General features: G+C 48.5%; 17 protein-coding genes and 2 pseudogenes. 1 reads left to right on the forward strand and 18 read right to left on the reverse strand.

All coding sequences use genetic code 11. The annotated features are described in order from the left end of the window. Positions 1-175 precede the first annotated feature (175 nt). Positions 176-1,117: pseudogene (locus ACX1DY_RS22015) on the forward strand (LacI family DNA-binding transcriptional regulator). 560 nt (positions 1,118-1,677) lie between these two features. On the opposite strand, the pseudogene ACX1DY_RS22020 reads toward ACX1DY_RS22015, so the two are convergent. From ACX1DY_RS22020 to ACX1DY_RS22105, 18 genes and pseudogenes are all read right to left on the reverse strand, one after another. Then, positions 1,678-2,148: pseudogene (locus ACX1DY_RS22020) on the reverse strand (3-oxoacyl-[acyl-carrier-protein] synthase III C-terminal domain-containing protein); the annotation flags it as partial. Between the two features lie 713 nt (positions 2,149-2,861). Continuing rightward, positions 2,862-4,694, reverse strand: a complete 1,833-nt coding sequence (gene glmS, locus ACX1DY_RS22025; protein WP_458966347.1) for a glutamine--fructose-6-phosphate transaminase (isomerizing) — start codon at positions 4,692-4,694, stop codon at positions 2,862-2,864. A 669-nt stretch (positions 4,695-5,363) separates the two neighbouring features. Then, entirely contained in the window at positions 5,364-6,704 is a 1,341-nt protein-coding gene (gene glmM, locus ACX1DY_RS22030; RefSeq protein ID WP_458966348.1) for a phosphoglucosamine mutase, read from the reverse strand. A 110-nt stretch (positions 6,705-6,814) separates the two neighbouring features. Next, positions 6,815-8,275: a CdaR family protein gene (locus tag ACX1DY_RS22035; protein ID WP_458966349.1), complete on the reverse strand. Its 1,461-nt coding sequence runs from the start codon at positions 8,273-8,275 to the stop codon at positions 6,815-6,817. Then, positions 8,268-9,098, reverse strand: a complete 831-nt coding sequence (cdaA, locus tag ACX1DY_RS22040) for a diadenylate cyclase CdaA (RefSeq protein WP_458966350.1) — start codon at positions 9,096-9,098, stop codon at positions 8,268-8,270. The genes ACX1DY_RS22035 and cdaA overlap by 8 nt, the downstream gene beginning before the upstream one ends. Positions 9,099-9,306: 208 nt before the next feature. After that, positions 9,307-9,921, reverse strand: coding sequence for a zf-HC2 domain-containing protein (locus ACX1DY_RS22045; RefSeq protein ID WP_458966351.1), 615 nt, complete (start codon positions 9,919-9,921; stop codon positions 9,307-9,309). A gap of 122 nt (positions 9,922-10,043) precedes the next feature. Beyond that, positions 10,044-10,610: an RNA polymerase sigma factor SigW gene (sigW, locus tag ACX1DY_RS22050; RefSeq protein WP_042239892.1), complete on the reverse strand. Its 567-nt coding sequence runs from the start codon at positions 10,608-10,610 to the stop codon at positions 10,044-10,046. Between the two features lie 576 nt (positions 10,611-11,186). Continuing rightward, the gene (gene ppc, locus ACX1DY_RS22055; protein ID WP_458966352.1) at positions 11,187-13,979 is read right to left on the reverse strand and encodes a phosphoenolpyruvate carboxylase; all 2,793 of its coding nucleotides are present in this window, start codon (positions 13,977-13,979) and stop codon (positions 11,187-11,189) included. A gap of 298 nt (positions 13,980-14,277) precedes the next feature. After that, a complete protein-coding gene (locus ACX1DY_RS22060; RefSeq protein ID WP_458966353.1) occupies positions 14,278-14,559 on the reverse strand; it encodes a holin in 282 nt (93 codons plus the stop codon). 75 nt (positions 14,560-14,634) lie between these two features. Then, on the reverse strand, positions 14,635-15,366 hold the full coding sequence (locus tag ACX1DY_RS22065) for a M15 family metallopeptidase (protein ID WP_458966354.1): 732 nt from the start codon (positions 15,364-15,366) through the stop codon (positions 14,635-14,637). Further along, entirely contained in the window at positions 15,299-15,691 is a 393-nt protein-coding gene (locus ACX1DY_RS22070; RefSeq protein ID WP_458966355.1) for a hypothetical protein, read from the reverse strand. Before ACX1DY_RS22070 ends, ACX1DY_RS22065 begins: the two co-directional genes overlap by 68 nt. Positions 15,692-15,876: 185 nt before the next feature. Further along, on the reverse strand, positions 15,877-16,185 hold the full coding sequence (locus ACX1DY_RS22075) for a hypothetical protein (RefSeq protein ID WP_458966356.1): 309 nt from the start codon (positions 16,183-16,185) through the stop codon (positions 15,877-15,879). A gap of 273 nt (positions 16,186-16,458) precedes the next feature. After that, entirely contained in the window at positions 16,459-16,923 is a 465-nt protein-coding gene (locus ACX1DY_RS22080; protein ID WP_458966357.1) for an XkdW family protein, read from the reverse strand. Positions 16,924-16,933: 10 nt separating this feature from the next. Continuing rightward, positions 16,934-18,523: a hypothetical protein gene (locus ACX1DY_RS22085; protein WP_458966358.1), complete on the reverse strand. Its 1,590-nt coding sequence runs from the start codon at positions 18,521-18,523 to the stop codon at positions 16,934-16,936. A gap of 11 nt (positions 18,524-18,534) precedes the next feature. After that, positions 18,535-19,146 (reverse strand): YmfQ family protein, encoded by a 612-nt coding sequence (locus ACX1DY_RS22090; RefSeq protein ID WP_458966359.1) that lies wholly within the window; start codon positions 19,144-19,146, stop codon positions 18,535-18,537. Positions 19,147-19,148: 2 nt separating this feature from the next. Beyond that, on the reverse strand, positions 19,149-19,484 hold the full coding sequence (locus ACX1DY_RS22095) for a hyaluronate lyase N-terminal domain-containing protein (RefSeq protein ID WP_458966360.1): 336 nt from the start codon (positions 19,482-19,484) through the stop codon (positions 19,149-19,151). A 13-nt stretch (positions 19,485-19,497) separates the two neighbouring features. Continuing rightward, positions 19,498-20,520 (reverse strand): DUF2793 domain-containing protein, encoded by a 1,023-nt coding sequence (locus tag ACX1DY_RS22100; protein ID WP_458966361.1) that lies wholly within the window; start codon positions 20,518-20,520, stop codon positions 19,498-19,500. Position 20,521: 1 nt separating this feature from the next. After that, positions 20,522-20,935 (reverse strand): phosphoglucomutase, encoded by a 414-nt coding sequence (locus ACX1DY_RS22105; protein WP_458966362.1) that lies wholly within the window; start codon positions 20,933-20,935, stop codon positions 20,522-20,524. Positions 20,936-20,937: the final 2 nt, after the last annotated feature.

The following is a 20,937-nucleotide window of genomic DNA, read 5'->3' on the forward strand; positions in this document are numbered from 1 at the left end:
CGGTAATATTTACGCCAACATACCTTAGCCCATCTCCACACACCCCGATTACCGAAGCTATCCTGCAAAACCGTTTGACTTGCTCCGGCAAGTTGAATAGACTTAAATTCATGAATAAGCGCGGTGTGGCCGTCTTTTTGGACTAAGTGCACTGAATAGCGGAGGGTGGATTTCCATGCAACTGAATATCAAAAAAATCGCAGAAATGGCGGGAGTCTCCGTCTCCACAGTTTCGAAAATCATAAACAATTACAGCGATGTTTCCGAAAAAACCAAAAAAAGGGTCATGGAAATTATCGAACAGACCGGATATTCCCCCTCCAACTCCGCCAAGACACTGGCCACTAAAAAGTCCAGCCTGATCGGGGTGATTTTTGCCGGCGAGCTGAATGTAGAGTTTACGCACCCTTTTTTTGTTGAGGTGCTGAATGCCTTCAAAAAGCAGATGGGTGTGCTGGGCTACGATCTGATCTTCTTTTCCAACGAGAAATTCATCAGCAGCGGGGATTATTACTCCCGTTGTCTGCATTTTAATGTCGACGGCTGTGTCATCATCTCCGGGCAAAAAATCCGGATACGTGATGTCGGACAATGTTCAGATCGCCTCCAAGGTGGTGGAGCATTTCTATCTGCTGGGCCACAGAGAGCTTGGTTTTATCGGCAGCACAGCCGACTCGGACATTTCCAATCAGCGGGAGGCCGGGTTCGTCAAGGCAGTTGAAAGCTTTGGACTGACGCTGAAAACTGGTTCGTACATGGGGATGATTTCTTCGAATCCAGCGGCTATACGGCTATGCGCCGGTTGCTGGAGAGCGGCAGTATGCCGCAAGCGGTCTTCGCCGCCTCAGACCTGCTTGCCCTCGGCGCAATCCGCGCCTTGAAGGAGCAGGGCCTGCGCATCCCGGAGGATGTTGCCATCATCGGCTGTGATGACATCGAAGCCTGCAAATACACCAACCCCACACTGACCACAATCCGCCAGAACAAAGAGCGCCTCGGCGTCCTCGCGGCACATATGCTTTACGACCTCATTAATAACCAATCGGACGGCGGCTCTTTTGTCGTCGAACCGGCACTGATCATCCGCGAATCCTGCGGGAGCAAGTTGACTGGCTAACCTGGGGGTGGCTTAAGGCAAAATTTAATTGTCAGATTCAATCCGGCCGCCCCGGCAACCGGAATTCCTGACGGGCGTTGCAAGCGCAGCAGCTAGGACACCAGCTACAACGGAAGCACCTTCATCATACGTTTCATAGCAGCAGCTCCAGACGCAGCCGGCCAATTGCATTTTGTACAACAGAAACGGGCCAAAATCAGCCAAATTGCGATTCTGCTGCACTTTGTGCAATTAGAAAGTGCCTATTGCCCAAAAAAGGAGGATTTCTTGATTTTCTACTGCACAAAGTGCAGTTGAAGCGAATCTTCCCCCCATTTTGAGCAATTTTTATTGTACAGAGTGCAATTACACCAGGAGAAAGCGCCCGGATAGTTAATTTCAAGGAATATTTTACTTACTTGCACTTACTCCAATTCACCTTTATGCAGCATCCCCCTCTCCAACGAAACTTTACTTTCACTAACAGCTAATACTAATCGAAATACTTTCGATAATATAATCGCCTATTTGATGGAAGGGTTCAAGGCGCTGTTTTTCTGGTTTTGGGCGTCATTTTTCGGTTATAGCGGAGTAGGCGACGAGACCTCGGGAGCCAGCTCCAGCTTCACCAGCTGACCGGTATGCGTCAGCCCGGCACCGAAGCCATAAAGCAGAATCTGCTGGCCGTTCACAACTTTGCCTTCGCGTACACCTAAGTCCAGAGCCAGCGGAATACTTGCGGCAGAAGTGTTGCCGAAATACTCAAGGCTATATAAGGCCTGCTCAAAAGGATAATTCAGCCGTTCACAAATCGGCTCAATCATCCGCAGATTGGCGCTGTGGGGAATGAACCAGTCCACCTGGTCCAAGCTGATTCCGGCGTTGTTCAGCACCTGCTGCACACCCTGCGGCACAGTCCGTACCGCCCAGCGGAACACTTCGCGGCCATTTTGCACCAGCTTGCCCGTATCTGATAGCTCAACCTCATTCACACGGTGCGACAGGCCTGTGCGGTATACATGATGCGCCCCGCTGCCGTCACTGCCCAGGTGGAAAAGGCTTGTCATGATGCGAAGACGGCAGCTTTGCCAATAATAAAAAAACCACTCTTGAGAGTGGTTAAATGACGTCTTTCACCTTCAGGATGAATTTCAGCGCGTCATTCTTTACGGAGCGAGAGTTATCGGATTGGACAACAGATATACTTGTTACGCCAATGACGTCTATCAAAGCGGTGCTTCTCCATGGCCTTGGGTATGGTCGGTACAGTAATGACCCCTGGTGAGCTTAGCCGCGGTCGTCCAGGAAATGGGGCTGCATCTTCCGAATCCATCAAAAATGTCCGTTCTCCCGCTTGGGGGAGCTTTGGTTACATCGATTTTCACCCGGTCAAAGCGGGAACATGATGCCGAATTGTGTTTATAATGTTAAGCAAGTCTTAGACTGCCGCTGTTATTCAACTAACGTTACCCATTAGCTTAATGAAGCGCCCGTCAGTTTAATATTTTATTTTCTCAGTCTACAACTTTATTTTCCCGATCTAACACTTTATTTTTCAGTCTAATGCTTTATTTTCTTTGAACACCTCTACCGAATTTGTCACTTTGTACGAAATATCACCAATACCGTTTCAGCACAATGGCCATCCGAGGAAAAGAGCGAAAAAAAGCCGCCCTGAAATCTCAGGACGGCTATTGATGTTTGTATTATGATTCCAGACTTTTTTATCACTGTGCATCTATCTGACAGGGATTACCCACACCTCTTACTCTACAGTTACACTTTTCGCCAAATTGCGTGGTTTATCGACATCGTGGCCCAGGGCCAGAGAAGCGTAGTATGCCAGCAATTGCAGCGCAACTACGGACAATGCAGGAGTCAGCATTGGCAGCGTCTTAGGAATGACGAAGGCCTGATCGACGGATTTCAATAGGTCGGTAACATGCTCTTCGTGAGTGATTGCCAGGACGTCTGCGCCGCGGGCTTTCACTTCCTTGATGTTGCTGACGGTTTTCTCCAGGACGGAATCTTGAGTAGCCAGGGCAATGACCGGAATGCCTTCTTCGATCAACGCCAGAGTTCCGTGCTTCAATTCACCCGCCGCATAAGCTTCGGAATGAATGTAGGAGATTTCTTTCAGCTTCAGCGAGCCTTCTTGAACTACTGCATAGTCTATGCCGCGTCCAATAAAGAACAGGTGCTCGTGCTCAGAGATTTGCTCAGCATAGGTTTTAATCGCTTCTTTTTTCTCCAGAATTTGTTCAACCTGCTCTGGCAATGCTTGCATAGCGGCCAGAATTCTGGTTACCTGCGCTTCACTTTGTGTTCCGCGCACTTCAGCCAAGTAGAGCGCAAGCAAAGCAAATGCGATCAACTGGGAAGTATAGGCTTTGGTAGAAGCTACTGCGATTTCCGGTCCTGCCAGGGTCACCAGCACATCGTTGGCTTCACGGGCAATGGAACTACCAACTACGTTAGTGATTGCCAGCACATGTGCACCGTTCGCTTGACCTTCGCGCAACGCTGCCAGCGTATCTGCAGTTTCACCCGATTGGCTGACTACAATCACCAGAGTTTCCGGGGTTACAATTGGTGACCGGTAACGGTACTCTGAAGCAATATCGTTCTCTACAGGAATGCGCACCAACGACTCAATCAGATTACGTCCAACGAGACCTGCGTTATAGGCAGTACCGCAAGCAACGATCTGGATGTTGCGAATGTTCTTGATCTGTTCTACAGTCAGGTTCAGCTCCGGCAAAATAACCTTGTTGCCTTCAGCATTCATCCGTCCGCGCATTGTATCGCGGTAAGCCTTTGGCTGCTCGTGGATTTCTTTCAGCATGAAATGCTCATAGCCGCCTTTTTCTGCGGTAACTGCATCCCAATCGACAGTAATCATTTCCCGAGAAATAAAATTGCCTTCAATCGTCATCAATTCGACAGCATCCCGTGTCAATACAGCCATTTCGCCGTCGTTCAAAATATATACCTTGCGGGTATATTTCAGCAAAGCTGGAATATCGGACCCGATAAAGTTTTCGCCATCCCCGAGACCAATAATCAGCGGGCTTGCTTGACGCACAGCCACCAGCTTATCAGGCTCATATTCAGTCAGAACGCCAAGCGCAAAAGCACCGCGCATGAAGGTAATCGCTTTTTGAACAGCCTTCACAATATCTCCTTCATACTCACGGGCGATCAGGTGGGAAATGACCTCTGTATCCGTTTCGGAAGTAAAGTGGCATCCTCCGGCAATCAGTTCTTCTTTGAGCTCCAGATAATTTTCAATAATCCCGTTGTGAACGACCGAGAACTTCTGGCTCTCATCGGTGTGAGGGTGGGAGTTCGCATCAGAAGGCTTGCCGTGTGTTGCCCAGCGGGTATGACCGATTCCGGCACTGCCTGTCAGCGGTGTAGCTTCCAGTCTCGATTCCAGATTCGCCATACGTCCCTGCGCTTTCACAACTTGAAGACCTTCCTTGGTAAATACGGCAATCCCTGCCGAATCGTACCCGCGATACTCCAGCTTCTTCAGACCCTCAATCAAGATCCCCTGCGAATTCTGATTCCCGATATATCCTACAATACCACACATTATATTTTCCTCCGTCCAAATTATCGTAGTGTGGGCGGCATAAGGAAAGAAACGTGCCGTGCGGCATGTTTTTGAGAAAAAGCAAATATTCTGTTGTCATTTCTACTCAACAAGTGGAACCGGCTGTACCATCCTTATAATGATAGCATCTGTTGCATATGGTTCATGAAATGCACAGTCTTCTCCTCTGCCGCGGCAGAATGCTCTGTGTTTCTTTCCGTTATTGCGCATACCCATGAATCGTGCGTTGCTGTCTGCACCCACAGAAACGTTGTGTGAAAGGTCGCCCTCGCATTTTCCGTTTCCATTTACGGCTCTGGTGCATCACCGGGAGGTCCCCGCCGAACATTTCGAACACCTCCACCTCGTCAGCTTACATCTGCCGTGATCCGTTCAAGCCTTGCCCTGATGGGCAACTTAAGGCCGTCCCTTCTCCCCCGCGCAAGATCAAGCTCTGGCGCTTACGGTTGTTAACCTTACTATCCCCGCTTTCCTTCTGGAATGACACTTAATCTATTATATGCACCTTACATCGTTTTGGCAATGCTGCAATAGAGAAATAATTTCCAGTTGCACAAGAAACTGAACAATCAAAACATTCAGCCGGTGAAGCCCATATCAAGCATTTCCTTCCACCGGCTGATCATTCACCACACTAACAGTACTGATTTATACCAATTCACGCTGTACCACATCAACAATTTGCCCTACGTAAAGATCCAATTCAGCCTTATCCGGCCCTTCCGCCATTACGCGGATCAGCGGCTCGGTTCCTGAAGGACGCACCAGCACACGGCCATTGTCGCCCAGCTTGCTCTCCACTTCCTCGATTGCGGCTTCAATCGCCGGATTGTTCGGGTAATTGCTCTTATCCTGCACACGCACATTTACGAGTACCTGCGGATATTTAGTCATCATTGATTTCAAGTCGCTGAGCTTCTTGCCCGATGACTTCATGGTATTTACCAGTTGAATCGCCGTCAGAATGCCGTCACCTGTGGTATTGTAATCCAGGAAAATAACATGGCCCGACTGCTCTCCGCCCAGGTTGTATCCGCCACGGCGCATTTCCTCCATGACATAACGGTCACCGACCGCGGTTTTCGCTGTATTCAGCGATAATTTCTCCGTTGCTTTATAGAAACCGATATTGCTCATAACTGTGGAAACAATCGTTCCATCCTTGAGCTTGCCGGCACGGTTCATGGCATCCCCGCAAATACAGAGGATAAAATCCCCGTCAACTTCTTCACCCTTGTCGTCGATCGCAATCAGCCGGTCGGCATCCCCGTCAAAAGCAAGCCCCAAATCCGCTCCTTGACGCAGCACTTCCTCACGCAGAGCTTCAGGATGCGTGGAGCCAAAGCCGTCATTAATGTTCAGCCCATCCGGTTCTGCCCCGATGGCAATCACTTCTGCTCCAAGCTCTCTGAACAGACGCGGCGCCAGCTCATAGGCTGCTCCATGAGCGCAGTCGAGCACAACCTTCATTCCCTTAAAGCTCTCGGAAATCGTAGTCTTAAGATATTCAAGATATAGATATTTAGCATCATTATCTACTGTAACTGTCCCGAGACCGGCTCCTACAGGCCGTGGCAGCTCATCCTTCTCTGCATCCATCAGCTCTTCAATCCGCAGCTCGGTTTCATCCGTAAGCTTGAAGCCGTCTCCGCCAAAGAACTTAATGCCGTTATCTTCGACCGGATTATGTGAGGCGGATATCATTACTCCGGCATCAGCCTTGAGCAATCTTGTAATATATGCCACAGCAGGTGTACTTACGACACCGAGCCGAATAACCTCAGCACCAATAGACAACATGCCGGCAACAAGCGCCGATTCCAGTAACGGGCCGGAAATACGCGTGTCCATGCCTATAACAACCTTCGGCTTCTCTACATTGCCTGCTAACACATATCCTCCGCAGCGGCCGATACTGTAGGCCATCTCTGCTGTTAATTCACGGTTTGCGACTCCGCGCACACCATCTGTTCCGAAATACTTACCCATTTGTTTTCTCCTTTGGATACGCTGCTATAGCTTATTGAATTATTGTATGAATGATTTTTTATTGCGTGTGCTTATAACACATATTATTAGACGTATTCTACTTTAAAAAGTTACGTCCCACCAGTACCGTTGGCACTATCGCCATTCCCATTAACGTCAGTTGTCCCATTGTTCTCCGCAGGGATATCGGATGGAGCCGGTGTTGTTGTAGCAGTATTTTCGCTGCTTTGTGTGGGAACTGTCACATTACCCTGTCCTGAAGCGGGTTCAGCGCTTGGCTCTGGGGTCGGTGCACTCACGCTTCCACCCTTATCCGTTGCCCCAGAGACCGCCGGCGTTGCCGCAGCCAACAGCTCTACGGTCGCCGTGAGCCGCTGTGAGGCGTTGCCCAGTGAGATGAATCTTGGCAAGGATACATGCAGAACTACCTCATGACTCCCGGCCCCAAGGCCAACCACATCCGCCACTACACTGATATTATTCTTGTCTAGTTGATTGAGCAGGTTCGGTGCTCCAGATACAGTCAGGGTAACAGCTTTACCGGCTGGGTCCGTGATCTGAGCGGTAAGCCCTTTATCTACGCCTTCGAGCTTGATCGGGATATTGTCGATGGTCTTCTCAGCAATTTCCGAAGTCACTACCGAGACATTCACTGCCCCCGGTTCAACCTTCTGAGTTCCTTTGGGCGGTGCCAGCTCCAGCTTCAACTGCTTCGTGCCTGCGGAATCAATAGTGCTGAGATCCAGCGTCGCTTCATAGGACGAAAGAGACGCTAGCGTCGCTTCTGTACCATATACCGTTACTGTATCCTGTTCAGGCGTTACCCGGGACAAAGCCAGCGAACCAGGCAACTGGCCGGTAAAGCTGATATCCAGCGGCAGGATTTTGGATGGGAGGGTTATCGGCAGCTCCACAGATACGGAAGATGGTTCAATGACCGCATCCTTAATCTCATTACCGCTGCTGTCATACGCATACAGCTTCAGCTTATTTTCCGTAATGTTGTCACTCTCGCCATTCAACTGAATGACTCCCTGCACCTTGGCAACCTTGCTCAGTTCGCTGTCAGCCATTGTAACCTCTGCTGTTCCCGCCGGCTCCACGACAGGGGTTCCCACCAGATAACCTGCAGCCGGCTGACCCTTGGTAATAACCGATATCGGAAAAGACTTGGTGTTTCGGAGCTCCACATGCACATTCACATCGTTCGGCGTAATCCCCTCCAGAATTACACCACTGGGCAATGAATAATGCAGCGGAAGTGTAGTATCCCCCGGCTGTACATTACTTAGATCAATCCACACTTTATAATCGTCCGAAAACTTGTAGGTGAGATCCGACTTTTTACCTCGAACCTCCAGCCTTACACTTTCGGCATCCTTAGTCATAACATACTTTTCCTCATCAAATCCTTTAACGTCTATATTAATATTTTCAATAATTTTGGATTCGGTGCTTACAGTAGTCTGACTAGTAGGCGCTGTATCTACATGGACAATCGTCCACAGGATGATGGCGAGAGCAAGAGCTAGAATTTTGTTGAAGTTATTATTCTTCATCCATTTATCCATTGCTCTTCTCCCCCTTCCGTTTCCAGAAAGCGGAGCGTTTCTCCTGCAGCATTGAAGTGACACGCAACTCCTGATACAGCTTGGATATCAAGGATTCTTCCTTAATATCACGCACGATCTGCCCGTTGATCGCCAGTGAAATCTGGCCGGTCTCTTCAGAAACTACAACAGATACTGAATCTGCCACCTCACTGATCCCAATCGCCGCACGGTGGCGTGTTCCCAGCTCCTTGCTGATGAACGGATTCTCCGACAGCGGCAAATAACAGGCAGCGGCAGCAATCTGCCCATCCTGCATAATCAGCGCCCCGTCATGCAGCGGCGTATTGGGGATGAAAATATTGATAAGCAGCTCGGAGCTGACCACTGAGCGCATTGGGATACCAGACTCCGTATATTCGTTAAGTCCCGTAGCTCTTTCGAAGACAATCAGCGCGCCAATTTTTCGCTGTGCCAAATAATTCACGGCTTTAATCACTTCACCGATCAGCTTGCTGAGCTCCTCGTCATTCTCGGTGGCCCGTCCAAAAATTTTACCCCGTCCAAGCTGCTCCAGCCCCCTTCGCAGTTCCGGCTGAAAGATGATAAATACCGCAAATATACCAAACGTAAAAATCTGGTTCATCAGCCATTTCAGCGTATACAGGTCCAGCAAAGTACTCACTGCCCAGATCACAACCAGCACCAGAATACCCTTAAGCAGTTGAACCGCCCTGGTTCCGCGCACCATATTGAGCACTTTGTAGATAATGTAGCTGACGATCAGAATGTCGATTATATCTTTAATGGAATCCTTCCATGTCATGTCGGAAAAATAACTCATGCCAAAACCCCCGTCATTTCATATTAGCTGGGTTTATGTAAAAGCTCTGTAAGCTCTGGTTCATATCTAGGTTATAACGTTCCAGCCCAGGTTGCAAGTTTGGGCGAGCAGAGATTGAGACAGTACGGTTTGCAGACAACAAAAAAGCGCCATCTTTCCGGAAAAAGAGGCGCAAATGATATTTCTGCTAAAAGCAACCAGGTGTTCCTTAACGGTAGGCAACTTCAGAGAACATGTTCGTCACTTTATACCAGAGCCAGCTTACCGCTTGGTCTATACTTTTGACTTGCCCGGAGATATGAGCTGTTGATGCCTGGTACAAAGAGCCGTCGATCACAGTCACATTGCCGTTAACTTCACCGTATACCTGAGTTTTACCATTCTCCACCGTAAGATCGCCGGATATTGTTTTGCCGGAAGGTACGATAACCGTATCTCCTTTGATGACAACCTGTTCCAGATCGGTTCCTCTGACCACAAGCTGTCTGTCCTGATTCCAAAAAGTAACAGAGCTCATCAGCATCACTAGAATAAATACTGACGCCGCCGTAAGCGCAGGATGCCGTTTAATCCAGGTAACAAACGCGCGTTCCTTCTTGGGTTTCGGTAGTGAATTCATAATCCGGTCTACAAGCTCCTCCGAGGCAACAGGATTCTGGTGCATCAGGGAAAACATCAGCATATCGGTCTGTTCCAATTCTTTGAACTTTGCACGGCAATCTGTACAGGATAAAAGATGCTCCTTCAATTCCCTCTGCTGCAGTTCGGGCAAGTCGTCATCCAGGTAGTCATGCATCATAGAGACGGCCAGTTTGCATTCCATAGGAGCCAATCCTTTCATGAGCGCTATTTAATTATTTCAAGGCAAAGGGGCAGGGCGCATAAGACTTGCTTAACTTACATACGTCGCTGCCAAGATGACGTTTCATAAAAAATAATCTATTTTTACAATTTGGGGCCTAATTTTTTACGCAAAAATTCTCGGCCGCGGTGAACGCGGGTCTTAATCGTTGTTACGGGCATATCCAGCACATCACTGATCTCCTGAAGCGACAAATCCTGCAAATAGCGCAAAATCATCACTGACCTGTATTTCACAGGTAAACTGTCAATGGCCTCATAGATCAGTCCCTGTGTCTCGGAGAGCAGCAGTTCCGTTTCCGGTGTCACATTATCACTTGGGATCATGGAATAGCCGTCAATGCCTTCCTGGTCGTTCATCTCGGCATCCAGTGAATACGTCGGCCGCCGCTTGCGAAGTCTGTCGATGCAAAGGTTAGTGCCGATGCGGTAGATCCAAGTCGAGAATTTCTGTTTGTCATCATAACGGTCCAAATTTCGATACACACGCAAAAAAGTCTCCTGAACGATATCCTCCGCTTCGTGGCGGTTGTTCAGCATCCGGTAAGCCAGATGATATATTTTGTCTTTATATAGTTCCACAAGCTCGGCAAACGCTCTTTGGTCGCCTTTCAAGGCGAGCTTTGTCAATCTGCCTTCCAGATTCTCCACCTGTTAACTCCCCCAGACTTGCCGCCCTTGGTATTTCATATCTTGAATGTCCACGGTACAAGCATTTAAATCGTAATTCATGTTTGTTCAAAAATCAAGGTATGGATTGTTACCTTCTATGTATATTGGGGGGATGCTGTGGCATTCGGGAAAATGTGTCCGCTCATTAGTCGCAGGCTTCGAGGAACATTTGGATTTCCGGTCGCTGTTATTGTCAGATTTCCTGATTGGAAACCGCTTCCCGCGGTAGAAATCTGACAATAAAGGCGAACGCTCCGCTCCTCCAATTCCAAATTTCCTCTACGCCGCTCCATTCGCGGAAGTTCCAATGCCTGTTGCTCGGCCCAAAATACATCTTGGCAACAATGGGGGGAGGGGCAAAAGACAGGAAGCTGCTTGGTTCCAGCGACTTCGATTTCACAAACAAAAAAAGCCCGTCCGGCCTCAATTACTGAGGCGAACGGGCTGGGAAGCGGCTTTGCCGACTTCAACTGCAATAACACAATATTTCAAAGACAAAAGATGTGAAGATTAAGATCATAAACAGCTAGCGTGCATAAGTGACCGGCAAGGGCGTCAGCCGGTATTCCGAAGACCGGCGGCAATGCCGTTGATGGTAAGCAGCACCTCACGCAGCAGATCGGCGTCATCGCCTTCGACCTCGCGAAGGGCTCTAAGCTCGGATAGGAGCTGCACCTGCAGATAGCTGAGCGGGTCCACGTAAGGATTCCGCAGGCGGATCGATTCCTGGATGACCGGAACGTTATCCAGAATTTCCTGCTGGCCGGTGATTTTGAGAATCAGCTCAGAGGTCAGCTTGAATTCAGCTTCGATTTGCCCAAAGATACGCTGACGCGCTTCCTCATTTTTGCCCATACCGGCATATTCTTTGGCGATAATTAGATCCGCTTTGGCTATCGCCATTTGAAGCGTATCAATCAGCGTGGTGAAGAACGAAAAATTAGCATACATATTCTGCATAATTTGCAGGTTCTCTTCTTTGTCGTCATAGAAACTCTGCAAGCCTGTTCCTGCGGCATACCAGGCCGGCAGCAGATAACGGCTCTGCGTCCAGGCGAAAACCCAAGGAATCGCACGCAGATCTTCGAACCGGTCGCTATTCTTCCGTTTGGAAGGGCGCGAGCCGATATTAAGCTCCCCGACCTCAGGAAGCGGAGTGGATTCCTTAAAGTAGCTTAAGAAATCGGGATCACGGAAGATCAGATCCTGATATTTGTTCAGCGAGACCTCAGAGATATTCGCTATAATTTGTTCCCATTTCTCTTCATTCAGGTCCGCCTGTGGTGATCTTGCATGCATCGCTGCCGTAACCAGAGCGGAAGTTGCCTGCTCGAGACTGCGATAGGCAATGCCCTGCATCGAATAGCGGGAGGAGATAACCTCCCCTTGCTCTGTAATTTTGATGCCGCCGCCAATCGTCGAAGCCGGTTGGGCAAGAATACTGCGGTTTAGCGGCATCCCCCCGCGGCCAAGCGCACCGCCGCGGCCATGGAAAAATTTCAGCTTGATGCCAAATTTATCAGCCGTGGCTGTAATTTCTTTTAGGGCAACACGCAATTCCCAGTTCGCGGTGACCACACCGCCGTCTTTGTTGCTGTCCGAATACCCCAGCATAATTTCCTGTAAATCATTCATCGCTCTTACCGCATCACGATAGATCGGCAGGCTAAGCAGTGTATGCATGATTTGCGGTGCATTATGGAGGTCATCAATCGTCTCAAACAACGGCACAGCCTGCAAGGTACACACGACGGTACCATCGTTGTCTTTACGGAATAAGCCTACTTCCTTGGCGAACACCATTACCTCGAGAATATCGCTTGTTGCTTCGGCCATACTGATCAGGTAACTCGTAATGCACTGTTTGCCGTACTCCTCTTGCGCCATAAAAATAGTACGGTATACCGAAAGACATTCTTCCGTACTCTCGGTGTATGTCTGGTATGGAGAAGTCAACGGGCGCGGATCGTTCAGCAGTTTTTCCAGAAGCACGATTTTCTCGTTCTCCTGCAGTTTGGCATAATCCTGCGTCACGTTCATTTTGGCCAGAATCTCCGTCATCGCATTCTCATGCTCTTGACTGTGCTGGCGAACATCCAGTGTTGCCGTATGAAATCCAAACAACTCTACCTGGCGGATCAGCTTCTTAATGTAGGTATCGGCTACATAATCCGCATAGTGATGCCGCAGACTGCGGTCGATCACATTCAAATCATCTATAAATTCTTCCGGAGAGGAGTAGCGCTCCGGCGTGCCTTTTTTCTCATCGTCCATAACGTTCTGCGTCTTGGCAATCATGTAGGTAAGCTTAATCCGGTAAGGCTCATTATCGTTATGCCAGGATTTCGCTTTATCCAGACTGATAACGCCCCGATCCGACTCAATGGATTCCAGCAGCTCAGACGTCACCTTGACGATACTTGTACTAAAGCTCAGGTACTGCATCAGCTCACGCATAATCCGCTGATATTCCCGAATAGCCAGCTTGCGCTGCAAACGCAGGGTCTGCATGGTAACAGAAGAAGTCACCGAGGGGTTACCGTCGCGGTCGCCGCCGATCCATGAACCAAAACGCAGATACGTCGGCACATGCCAGTTCTGGCCCGGATAGTATTTACTCAAACATCGTTCAAGTTCTTGATATACGTCCGGCAATACCTGGAAAATAGTCTCGTGGAAATAATACATCCCATTGCGTACTTCATCGAGCACCGTAGGCTTGCGGTCGCGCAGCTCATCCGTCTGCCATAAGGTAATGACCTCATTAAGCAGCTTCTCACGCAACTGTTCACGTTCGCGGAAGGTCAGGGTAGGATTGTCCAACCCCATAACATCGTCGGATATCCGCTTATGGATATCGAGAATTGCCCGGCGCATGGCTTCCGTAGGGTGAGCCGTCATGACCAGCTCCAGAGACAGAGCATTCATTATCTCATGAACATCCTCATGCGAGAAATCCCGCTCCCGGAGCTCCTGAATCGCGCTCTCTATGGAACCAGGCTGTACAGTCTCCCCGGCAGATCGTTCATAGTCGCGTTTGCGGCGAATCCGGTGATTCTGCTCGGCAATGTTCACCAATTGAAAATAAATGGCGAACGCCCGTATCACCTGGTGGCGATTCTCCGGATCCAGTGAATTAATTAGCTCCTTAAATTCATTGTGCAGTTCAGGCAAAAACAATGAGCGCAGCGATTTACTGGACTCACGGATTTTCTCCACGATCTCCAGCAGTTCGTTGCCGCCTTGGTGAACCAAGACCTCGCCCAAAATATTCCCCAGGAACCGTACGTCACGCCGCAGCAGATTATTAGAATTGCTTTTGCTGACGGCAGTCGTAAGTTCGGTCATGCTGCTCCCCCCATCCTCTTCCGGATCAATGCTTTTAACATTGTCTATTTGAAGCTTTCCTCATATCATACAATAAAACTGCCCGGAAATCTCCAACTTTATTGCGCTGTAAAGCGATACAGCAATTAAGATTATACACCAATCCGGCTATTTATACAGTGCTAAAAAAAATATGTATTTCTTCCTATTATAATGTCTGATCTGCGTCGGGTTTATGTAGCGATTATGTAATTATACATTACGTAAACACACAAAAAAAGCCGCCTCCGAAGAGCCGGCCGTCAATTAAATTTACGTATCACTTTCGAGTTGTTCCCTGACGATTATTGAAGGCCAGTTCAAATAAGCCTGTTGCGGACAAACCCGCCAGCCCTCCAGACCATAACCTGAGCGTTAGCTCCAGATTGGTAAAAGGATACGCAGCAGCCCCTATAAGCAGCCCAATTCCGAGTCCGATGAAAGGTACAGCATTACGTGGAAGATTAATATTATTTTTGATTAATTGTACCAGAGCAAGGATAAACACTGCCAATACCGATGCAAAGGCCATAACATTATCCAGAATATCGTTGTTGATCATAGAAATCATTCCTTTCAGTTTCGTCTTTATCTCAAAAACAGTGATCAGTATCAAAGTACAGATACTACGGATGTTCTAGCGGCTGCTAGTGATCTCTACGGTTCGGCTTACAGAATCATAACCAACCTTGGCGCCAAGCGCTTCCGCGACAGCACGCACCGGCACATAGGTTACACCGTTCTCCAAGAAGCAGTCGGCAATTTTAACTCCGTTTACTTTTACTACTGCAATCGCATTACTCTTCACAGCCTGCTCCTCCTTCGTGTTCACCAGCCTATATGCCGCCTCTACAGCTGCCTCTGAGGGCTTTGCTCCAGCGCGCAGACCAGCAAGCGTCAGTCCAAAGCTCATCTGAAAATGCGGATAATCCTTGAAGCTGCTCCAGTCCCCTCCCCATTCAAAACCCAAATCCTTGGCCTGCCGCACTACTTCCAGCCAATCCGATGTCTGGTCATTGTCTCCGTCTCGCTTCATATCCCAAGACACGTTTGAGCCATTCGGCAGCAGCAGCGCAAAGTCGATGGCCAGACCATAGTTATGGTAACTGTAACCGCCCTTGGCGTTGGTAACAATCGCTCCCGGCTTGGTGCGTCCTTGTGCATACAATTCGTCTTGCGCAGCAATCGTCCGCAGCCCCTGAGTAATCAGAACCGGAACACCGCATGAATAGCAGCGTTCAATTAACGTTTTTGCTGCTGCGAGTACTGCGGGATGCAGGCCGATCAGGCGGGGGGCGGATTTATTTTTGATTTGGGCTAGAGTCAGTATGGCTTGCTCCCCCTTTCTTGTTCTCCGATAGAACAACAAATAGATCGTGACGCTTAGTGAACATCAGCAAGGTTAGAATGAGCAGTCCTGCAGTAGTTCCAATCTGGGCAATGGCCCAGGCCTCTGTTTTGAGCGAAGCCAGCACGGAATCCGTTCCAGACACACTGCCGAACCTAATCCAAAAGGCAACAGCCATTTTCACGGTATAAGCACCTAGAAAGAAAAAAGCTGCAAGCATGAACAAGCTGACCACTTTCGCGCGAAGACGTCTGCGAAAATACAAAAAAAGCGCAGCTATCAACAGCAGCGCACAAACAAAAGATATGGTATAAGCAAATAAAAGCAAATAATCAATGACGCCCATTGTCGACACCTCGATCATAGATTAGAAATTCGGCAAACCCGTTATTTTGGATCTCTTCCTGAATCTCTTTGGATACATCCTTATATCGGAGAATAGAGAACATTACTCTGGCTGAAGCTTGAGCTAGTCCCCTCTCTCTCTCCCGGTGTAGGGGCGATAGTCGTTTGATCCATCCAGATAACACGTTATCCCCCCCTATCTTCTTCATTTACTTCATGAACACCGCCCTCAGTGTGATCAATTTTCAGCCTCTGCAGCACCTCAAGCGTAGGTGCCATAAAATCGGAACGCTCTTTATCAAGAATATTCTGCAGACGGTCTCTGTCTTCTTCAGCACGCTCGAGCAATTCACGCGGCACCAGATTCCCTTTGACAATCGAGCGCAGCAGCACAAGAAAAATCATAAGCAGAATCAAAGCCACGATATAGGCCAACCCATATTTATCAGCCAAAGGCAGGAGCTTCTCCAAGTTTGCAACGTCATTGCTGTCCATTGCCTCACTCCTTTCTGTCTGGTATATAAAGATAGCCCCCGGAGGGGGCCGGGGGCGAGATAAATATACTAGTTAAGTGTTACCTTTGATTTATTCTTCTGTCAGAAATTCAAAACTGCTATCAACCAAGATTTCTTTCACACCAGATTTCAGAGTGTTCGGAACCTCTGTGAACTTGGTCTTTCCCAAAATTACGCGTTGCGCAAAAAACATAGCCATTTATCCTCACCCTCTTCCCCTGTTGACATTCATCAGTAAAACCGACGAGCCATTCTAATAGATCTTCAAAGCCATTTCAGCAATAATGTCCTCAATAAAATCTGCTCTTTCGGAAAGGACAGTATTCTGCGCCTTAAGCAGCACATTCTCTTTCTGAAGCTTTTCAACTTCCGTTAGCTCCGGGAGCTTATTGGCTTCGGCTTCCTGGTAGGCTTCCCAGGCTGCTCGCAGTTCGGCTTCTGTTGGTTGGGGAACTTCTAGGTTCCAGACGGCAATGTATGGACCACGCTCTACAATGTCGTAATCCTCACCCTCGGTTAGGAGGTTATAGTCGATACCGTAACGAAAATGGACGTTCTCAATCGGTTCCTTGCCTTCTTCTGGTGACTTGATCTCGTAGCGTACACGGCCATCTACGCCTTTTCTCATTATCGGCTCCGGCCCGTTATCTCGGACGGAAAAATCTCGCATTGGATCAGCGTCCGGATACAGATGCACAATTGCTGCTGGTATGTTCATTTCCATCCTCCTAAGCCACTCTAATAATTTCAATAACGGTATTAATACTCAAAGATTGTAACGTCATAGCAACATTGGAATATACGTATATTTCAACGGCTTGTCCTGCGCTTAAGTAAGTGATATCCATCCCAGAAGCCGTTGACGATACGTTACCAGCCACAACTATGCCATCAAAAAGTCTGTTATTCTCCATGCCATCTACATTATATGTCACCACAACTCGGTTGTTTGCTGCCATACTCCCAACACCGACGGACCCTTTGATAACATAAATACCAGATTGTTTGGCAACAAATCGCGATAGGGTCGGTTCGTATTCGCTCAGATTATCCGACAACTCAACCTGAAAATTAACTTTAGTGTTAGTTGTAGCTAAGAGTGATTGAGCAGTACCTTGGTAGGCTCTTACAAAAGATCTGGAGGCCCACGTATTATCTCCCCAAGGGTTAATAACATTAGCCATTATATTACCACCGTTTTGTGTTGCAGTAAGAGATATTGTTGGGGAGGTCGGTATAGTACCGTTGTAAGTAAGAATTCCACCTTCCCCGGCATATAATGACACTTTGTTCGCTGTCCCATCTGCACTCCATACAAGCATTTGTGCATTTTGCCCTACATAAAAAGCAGCATATTTATTGGATACTCTACAACCGTAAGCGTACAGCTTTGAAGAAACTGAAACAAATCCATGACTAGCTGTTGTCGAAGCAGAAGCTTGACACCAATAAAACTCAACATTTGTACAATTTTCCACCATAAAAGCATGATTTGATGTTGTTTGAGCATTAATCCCTTTTGCAGAAATTTTAACACTACAATTTACAACCCTTAGTGATTGTATATTGTAAGTTGTATTTAAAGCACTTACATCAGGATTAATACTTACATTTCCAGAACCAGAGTAACCACCAATTGTTAATACCTCATTGTACAATCCAGGTGCAAAAACAATAATGACATTATGATTTACAATTGGTGGAATCATACTAAACGCCTTAGTAATTGTCTTGAATGCCCCGGCCGCCGTATTCGCCAACCCATTATTACTATCATTACCATCCGTTCGGACATAATAGGTGATATCTCCTGTCGTCTGCTGCGGCGTTGTTGTCAACAATGGTCGGGCATTAAGTTGCCCCTGTATCCCGCTCGTCACCCCATCTAAATACCCAAACTCCGTATTTGACACAACCCCAGTACCAATCTTCGATGCGTCAATCGCGGCAGCCGCATTGATGTCTGCATTTACAATAACGCCCGGAGCAATGGCTGTAACGCCATCCCCTGTACTTGTCACATCGCCCGTATGATTAGGATGCGAATAATTATTTGCCCCGGCCGCTACCCCATCCAGCTTAGCTTTATCGCTTGCTGCCATCAGCCCCGCTGTGCTGGCGGTTGCTGCAGCCGTAGAAGCTTTGGCGTTCCAAGCCGTGCGCTCTGCGGCTGTAATATGCTTAACCGAATCCGCTGCATGATCCTGCACATTTTTTACGGCGGTATCCAGAATATCCATATTGCCGTTCAAATCCGCGATATCTACAATGTCTGTGCCATCCGGCTTTTTCAGCCCCAAATTGCCCGTAGTCTGCATAGTTCACTCTCCTATTCGTATACTCTTAATTCGTTCCATGTTCTATCATGTGCACCATTCCAAGTGAGCGACTTTAATGAATCCCACCAGGTATAGCTGTACACAAACTTATAATCCAGATGCGCTGGCTTAATCTCTTCAATCATCTGAATCAGCCCTGCCATATTCGCCGGAATGCCCAACGTGCCTACAAAACGCACTTCAAAACTGTACTCCCCCGGCACCTCCACAACCTGAACATCTCCTCCAGAAAAAGCGGAGGCCGTCCGCTGGATCATCTCCGGTGTGGTGGTCCCGCTTCCGCGTAGCTTAGCCTTGATCATCTCTCTACGGGTAGCATAGGATTTCGTACTGTCCGTAGTTAATGCCAGTACATTCTCCCAACGCGCGAGTCCCCAGGTTGCCGATTCTACATTTGTCTGCAATGCAGAATCCTCAATTGAATAAGCGAGCCGTCCACATTCCACGGCGTTGCTCTCCTGAAGCTGCTCCATTTCAGGCACACCCTGGTAATACTCAGGAAGGTATTCCATCAGGTCTGGCTTACCGAGCTCGGGTCCTTCATGCGTGGACTGGCTGGAGGCATAACTCAATGTGCCATATAAATTCTCACCATAGGCCATAATTACACCCCTTTTAGCTGATTCCAGCTCAGCGGGCCTTTAGGCATGTATTCATGCGTATGTGCCGCTGGTGGAAATACCGTCGGCTTGCCATCCACACCGGACCAGGATACAGTATCCGCCACCTGGGCGTAATCCACTTTGCCATTGTTGTTTGTATCGTAGATGCTTTTCAGCATATCACCGGTGCTGTGTGAAGCTACGAGCAATTTGTTGACACTGTCCGTCCCGATGTACAGCTTGCCTGTATCGGTGCAATAGCCCAGTTCTCCAACAGCAAGCGTACCCAGCGCACTTTCGAGGCCGCGGCGGATTTGAATTAAAGTCTTCAGAGCCATAGTCGTCGCCTCCCTAAAATGTCCCGCCGTCAATACTAGCCACCATCAGTCGGTTGCCGTTTGAGGTGTCATAAACAATGCTGCTTCCGTCGATATTGGCCGCTACCCCGCCCGTATCTACAATGATCCCTTTGCCAGCGGTAACAGCAATCGCGTCTGAGGTAACGCCAATCCCGTAGCCTGCACCAATGTTCAGCGTCACCGAATCGGCTTGTCCACCGCCGGTAAGGCCATTGCCTGCCGTAATAGTCTGTAATGCCCCCCCTGTACGCACCCAATCACTGCCGTTCCAGCTATAAATTTTTTGCTCATCATCAACATAAGCAGTCCAGCCGACGGCGGGCGTATAGTACACCCATGCTGCAGATTGATACTCGGTAATTTGATTTATTTTCCCCGCCCAAGCCCCTGTTGCTGCAGCAGGAATAATGTATCGGTCACCTTCAACTGGGCTCACCGGGGGAACGGTCAGATTCTGATTCTTTACCGAAGCCTGAGGCTCAATGTTATGCTTGGCCAGCTCGATTTCGTTCTTAATTTTCTGCGCCGACCATAGGTCGGTAATTGCGGTTCCCGTATCGTTGATTACACGGTGCTTGAATGCATCATCAATATGGTTTTTAATCTCAGCAGCCGTTTTGACATTTGTACCGTCAGACACTTTATTGATATGTCCCGCTGTAACATCAGCTTTTAGTACCTTCGCATATGTTGTTCCATCGGCAAGGTCATCCACCGTTCCCGTCAGGTCACTCAGCTTCTGCGAATTGATCCGTCGCCAGGTTGAACCGTCGTCGAAGTATACATATCCGGTATTGGTGCCGCCAGTTACATAATATAAGCGCCCCGTGGATGCCGCTGCCGGACGCGTAGCCTCTGGACCTGACAGCGCATGGCCGACCATAAAATTGGAGGTACCGTCACCAATATAGACTTCCTTTGTATCCGTACAAAAGCCCATCTCACCTGTCTGCAAAACTCCATAAGCAGCAAGCTCTGCCCGTGTCCCGCGTTTAACCTGAATCGTTTGTGCCATTTTACACCTCTCTTCTAAATGTCCCTCCATCTATGTTTCCCTCAGTCTTATAGCGTTCCAACTCACTTTGAACGGCAGTAAGCCCCCATTGCAGGACATTGATATCATCCGCTTCCACGGTATCCCCTGGCGTTTCGTAGGTGACATACACCTCGGGAACCTCGGCAAAAATCCTTATGCTCCGCCGCCAAGGCGCGTCATCAGGGAAGGAAACTGAGAAATTCCGCAGCTCTATTCCGCTGTAATGAGGCCCTGTATACACAGCAATAGTCTGGTTGTTGATATTGTCATGCGCAAGCAAGCCTCTAAAAACTCCATCCGTAAGAATGAGCTTTTCTTCAATAACATAGCTGCCGCCGTTTGCTTTTTTGTTCAGCTTGTCCTTGAATACATCAATCTGCCCCGGGTAACCCATCG

The organism is Paenibacillus sp. BAC0078 (assembly GCF_054483875.1).

Bases quoted from the DNA above. Each gene is read 5' to 3' on its own strand.
- ACX1DY_RS22095 (WP_458966360.1), bottom strand. From the start codon at position 19,484: ATGGCTCTGAAGACTTTAATTCAAATCCGCCGCGGCCTCGAAAGTGCG.
- ACX1DY_RS22105 (WP_458966362.1), bottom strand. From the start codon at position 20,935: ATGGGTTACCCGGGGCAGATTGATGTATTCAAGGACAAGCTGAACAAA.
- cdaA (WP_458966350.1), bottom strand. From the start codon at position 9,098: ATGAGTTATTTTTCCGACATGACATGGAAGGATTCCATTAAAGATATA.
- ACX1DY_RS22045 (WP_458966351.1), bottom strand. From the start codon at position 9,921: ATGGAATGCAAACTGGCCGTCTCTATGATGCATGACTACCTGGATGAC.
- ACX1DY_RS22080 (WP_458966357.1), bottom strand. From the start codon at position 16,923: ATGAACATACCAGCAGCAATTGTGCATCTGTATCCGGACGCTGATCCA.
- ACX1DY_RS22085 (WP_458966358.1), bottom strand. From the start codon at position 18,523: ATGCAGACTACGGGCAATTTGGGGCTGAAAAAGCCGGATGGCACAGAC.
- glmM (WP_458966348.1), bottom strand. From the start codon at position 6,704: ATGGGTAAGTATTTCGGAACAGATGGTGTGCGCGGAGTCGCAAACCGT.
- ppc (WP_458966352.1), bottom strand. From the start codon at position 13,979: ATGACCGAACTTACGACTGCCGTCAGCAAAAGCAATTCTAATAATCTG.
- ACX1DY_RS22070 (WP_458966355.1), bottom strand. From the start codon at position 15,691: ATGGGCGTCATTGATTATTTGCTTTTATTTGCTTATACCATATCTTTT.
- ACX1DY_RS22060 (WP_458966353.1), bottom strand. From the start codon at position 14,559: ATGATCAACAACGATATTCTGGATAATGTTATGGCCTTTGCATCGGTA.
- ACX1DY_RS22075 (WP_458966356.1), bottom strand. From the start codon at position 16,185: ATGGACAGCAATGACGTTGCAAACTTGGAGAAGCTCCTGCCTTTGGCT.
- ACX1DY_RS22100 (WP_458966361.1), bottom strand. From the start codon at position 20,520: ATGGCACAAACGATTCAGGTTAAACGCGGGACACGGGCAGAGCTTGCT.
- ACX1DY_RS22090 (WP_458966359.1), bottom strand. From the start codon at position 19,146: ATGGCCTATGGTGAGAATTTATATGGCACATTGAGTTATGCCTCCAGC.
- glmS (WP_458966347.1), bottom strand. From the start codon at position 4,694: ATGTGTGGTATTGTAGGATATATCGGGAATCAGAATTCGCAGGGGATC.
- ACX1DY_RS22035 (WP_458966349.1), bottom strand. From the start codon at position 8,275: ATGGATAAATGGATGAAGAATAATAACTTCAACAAAATTCTAGCTCTT.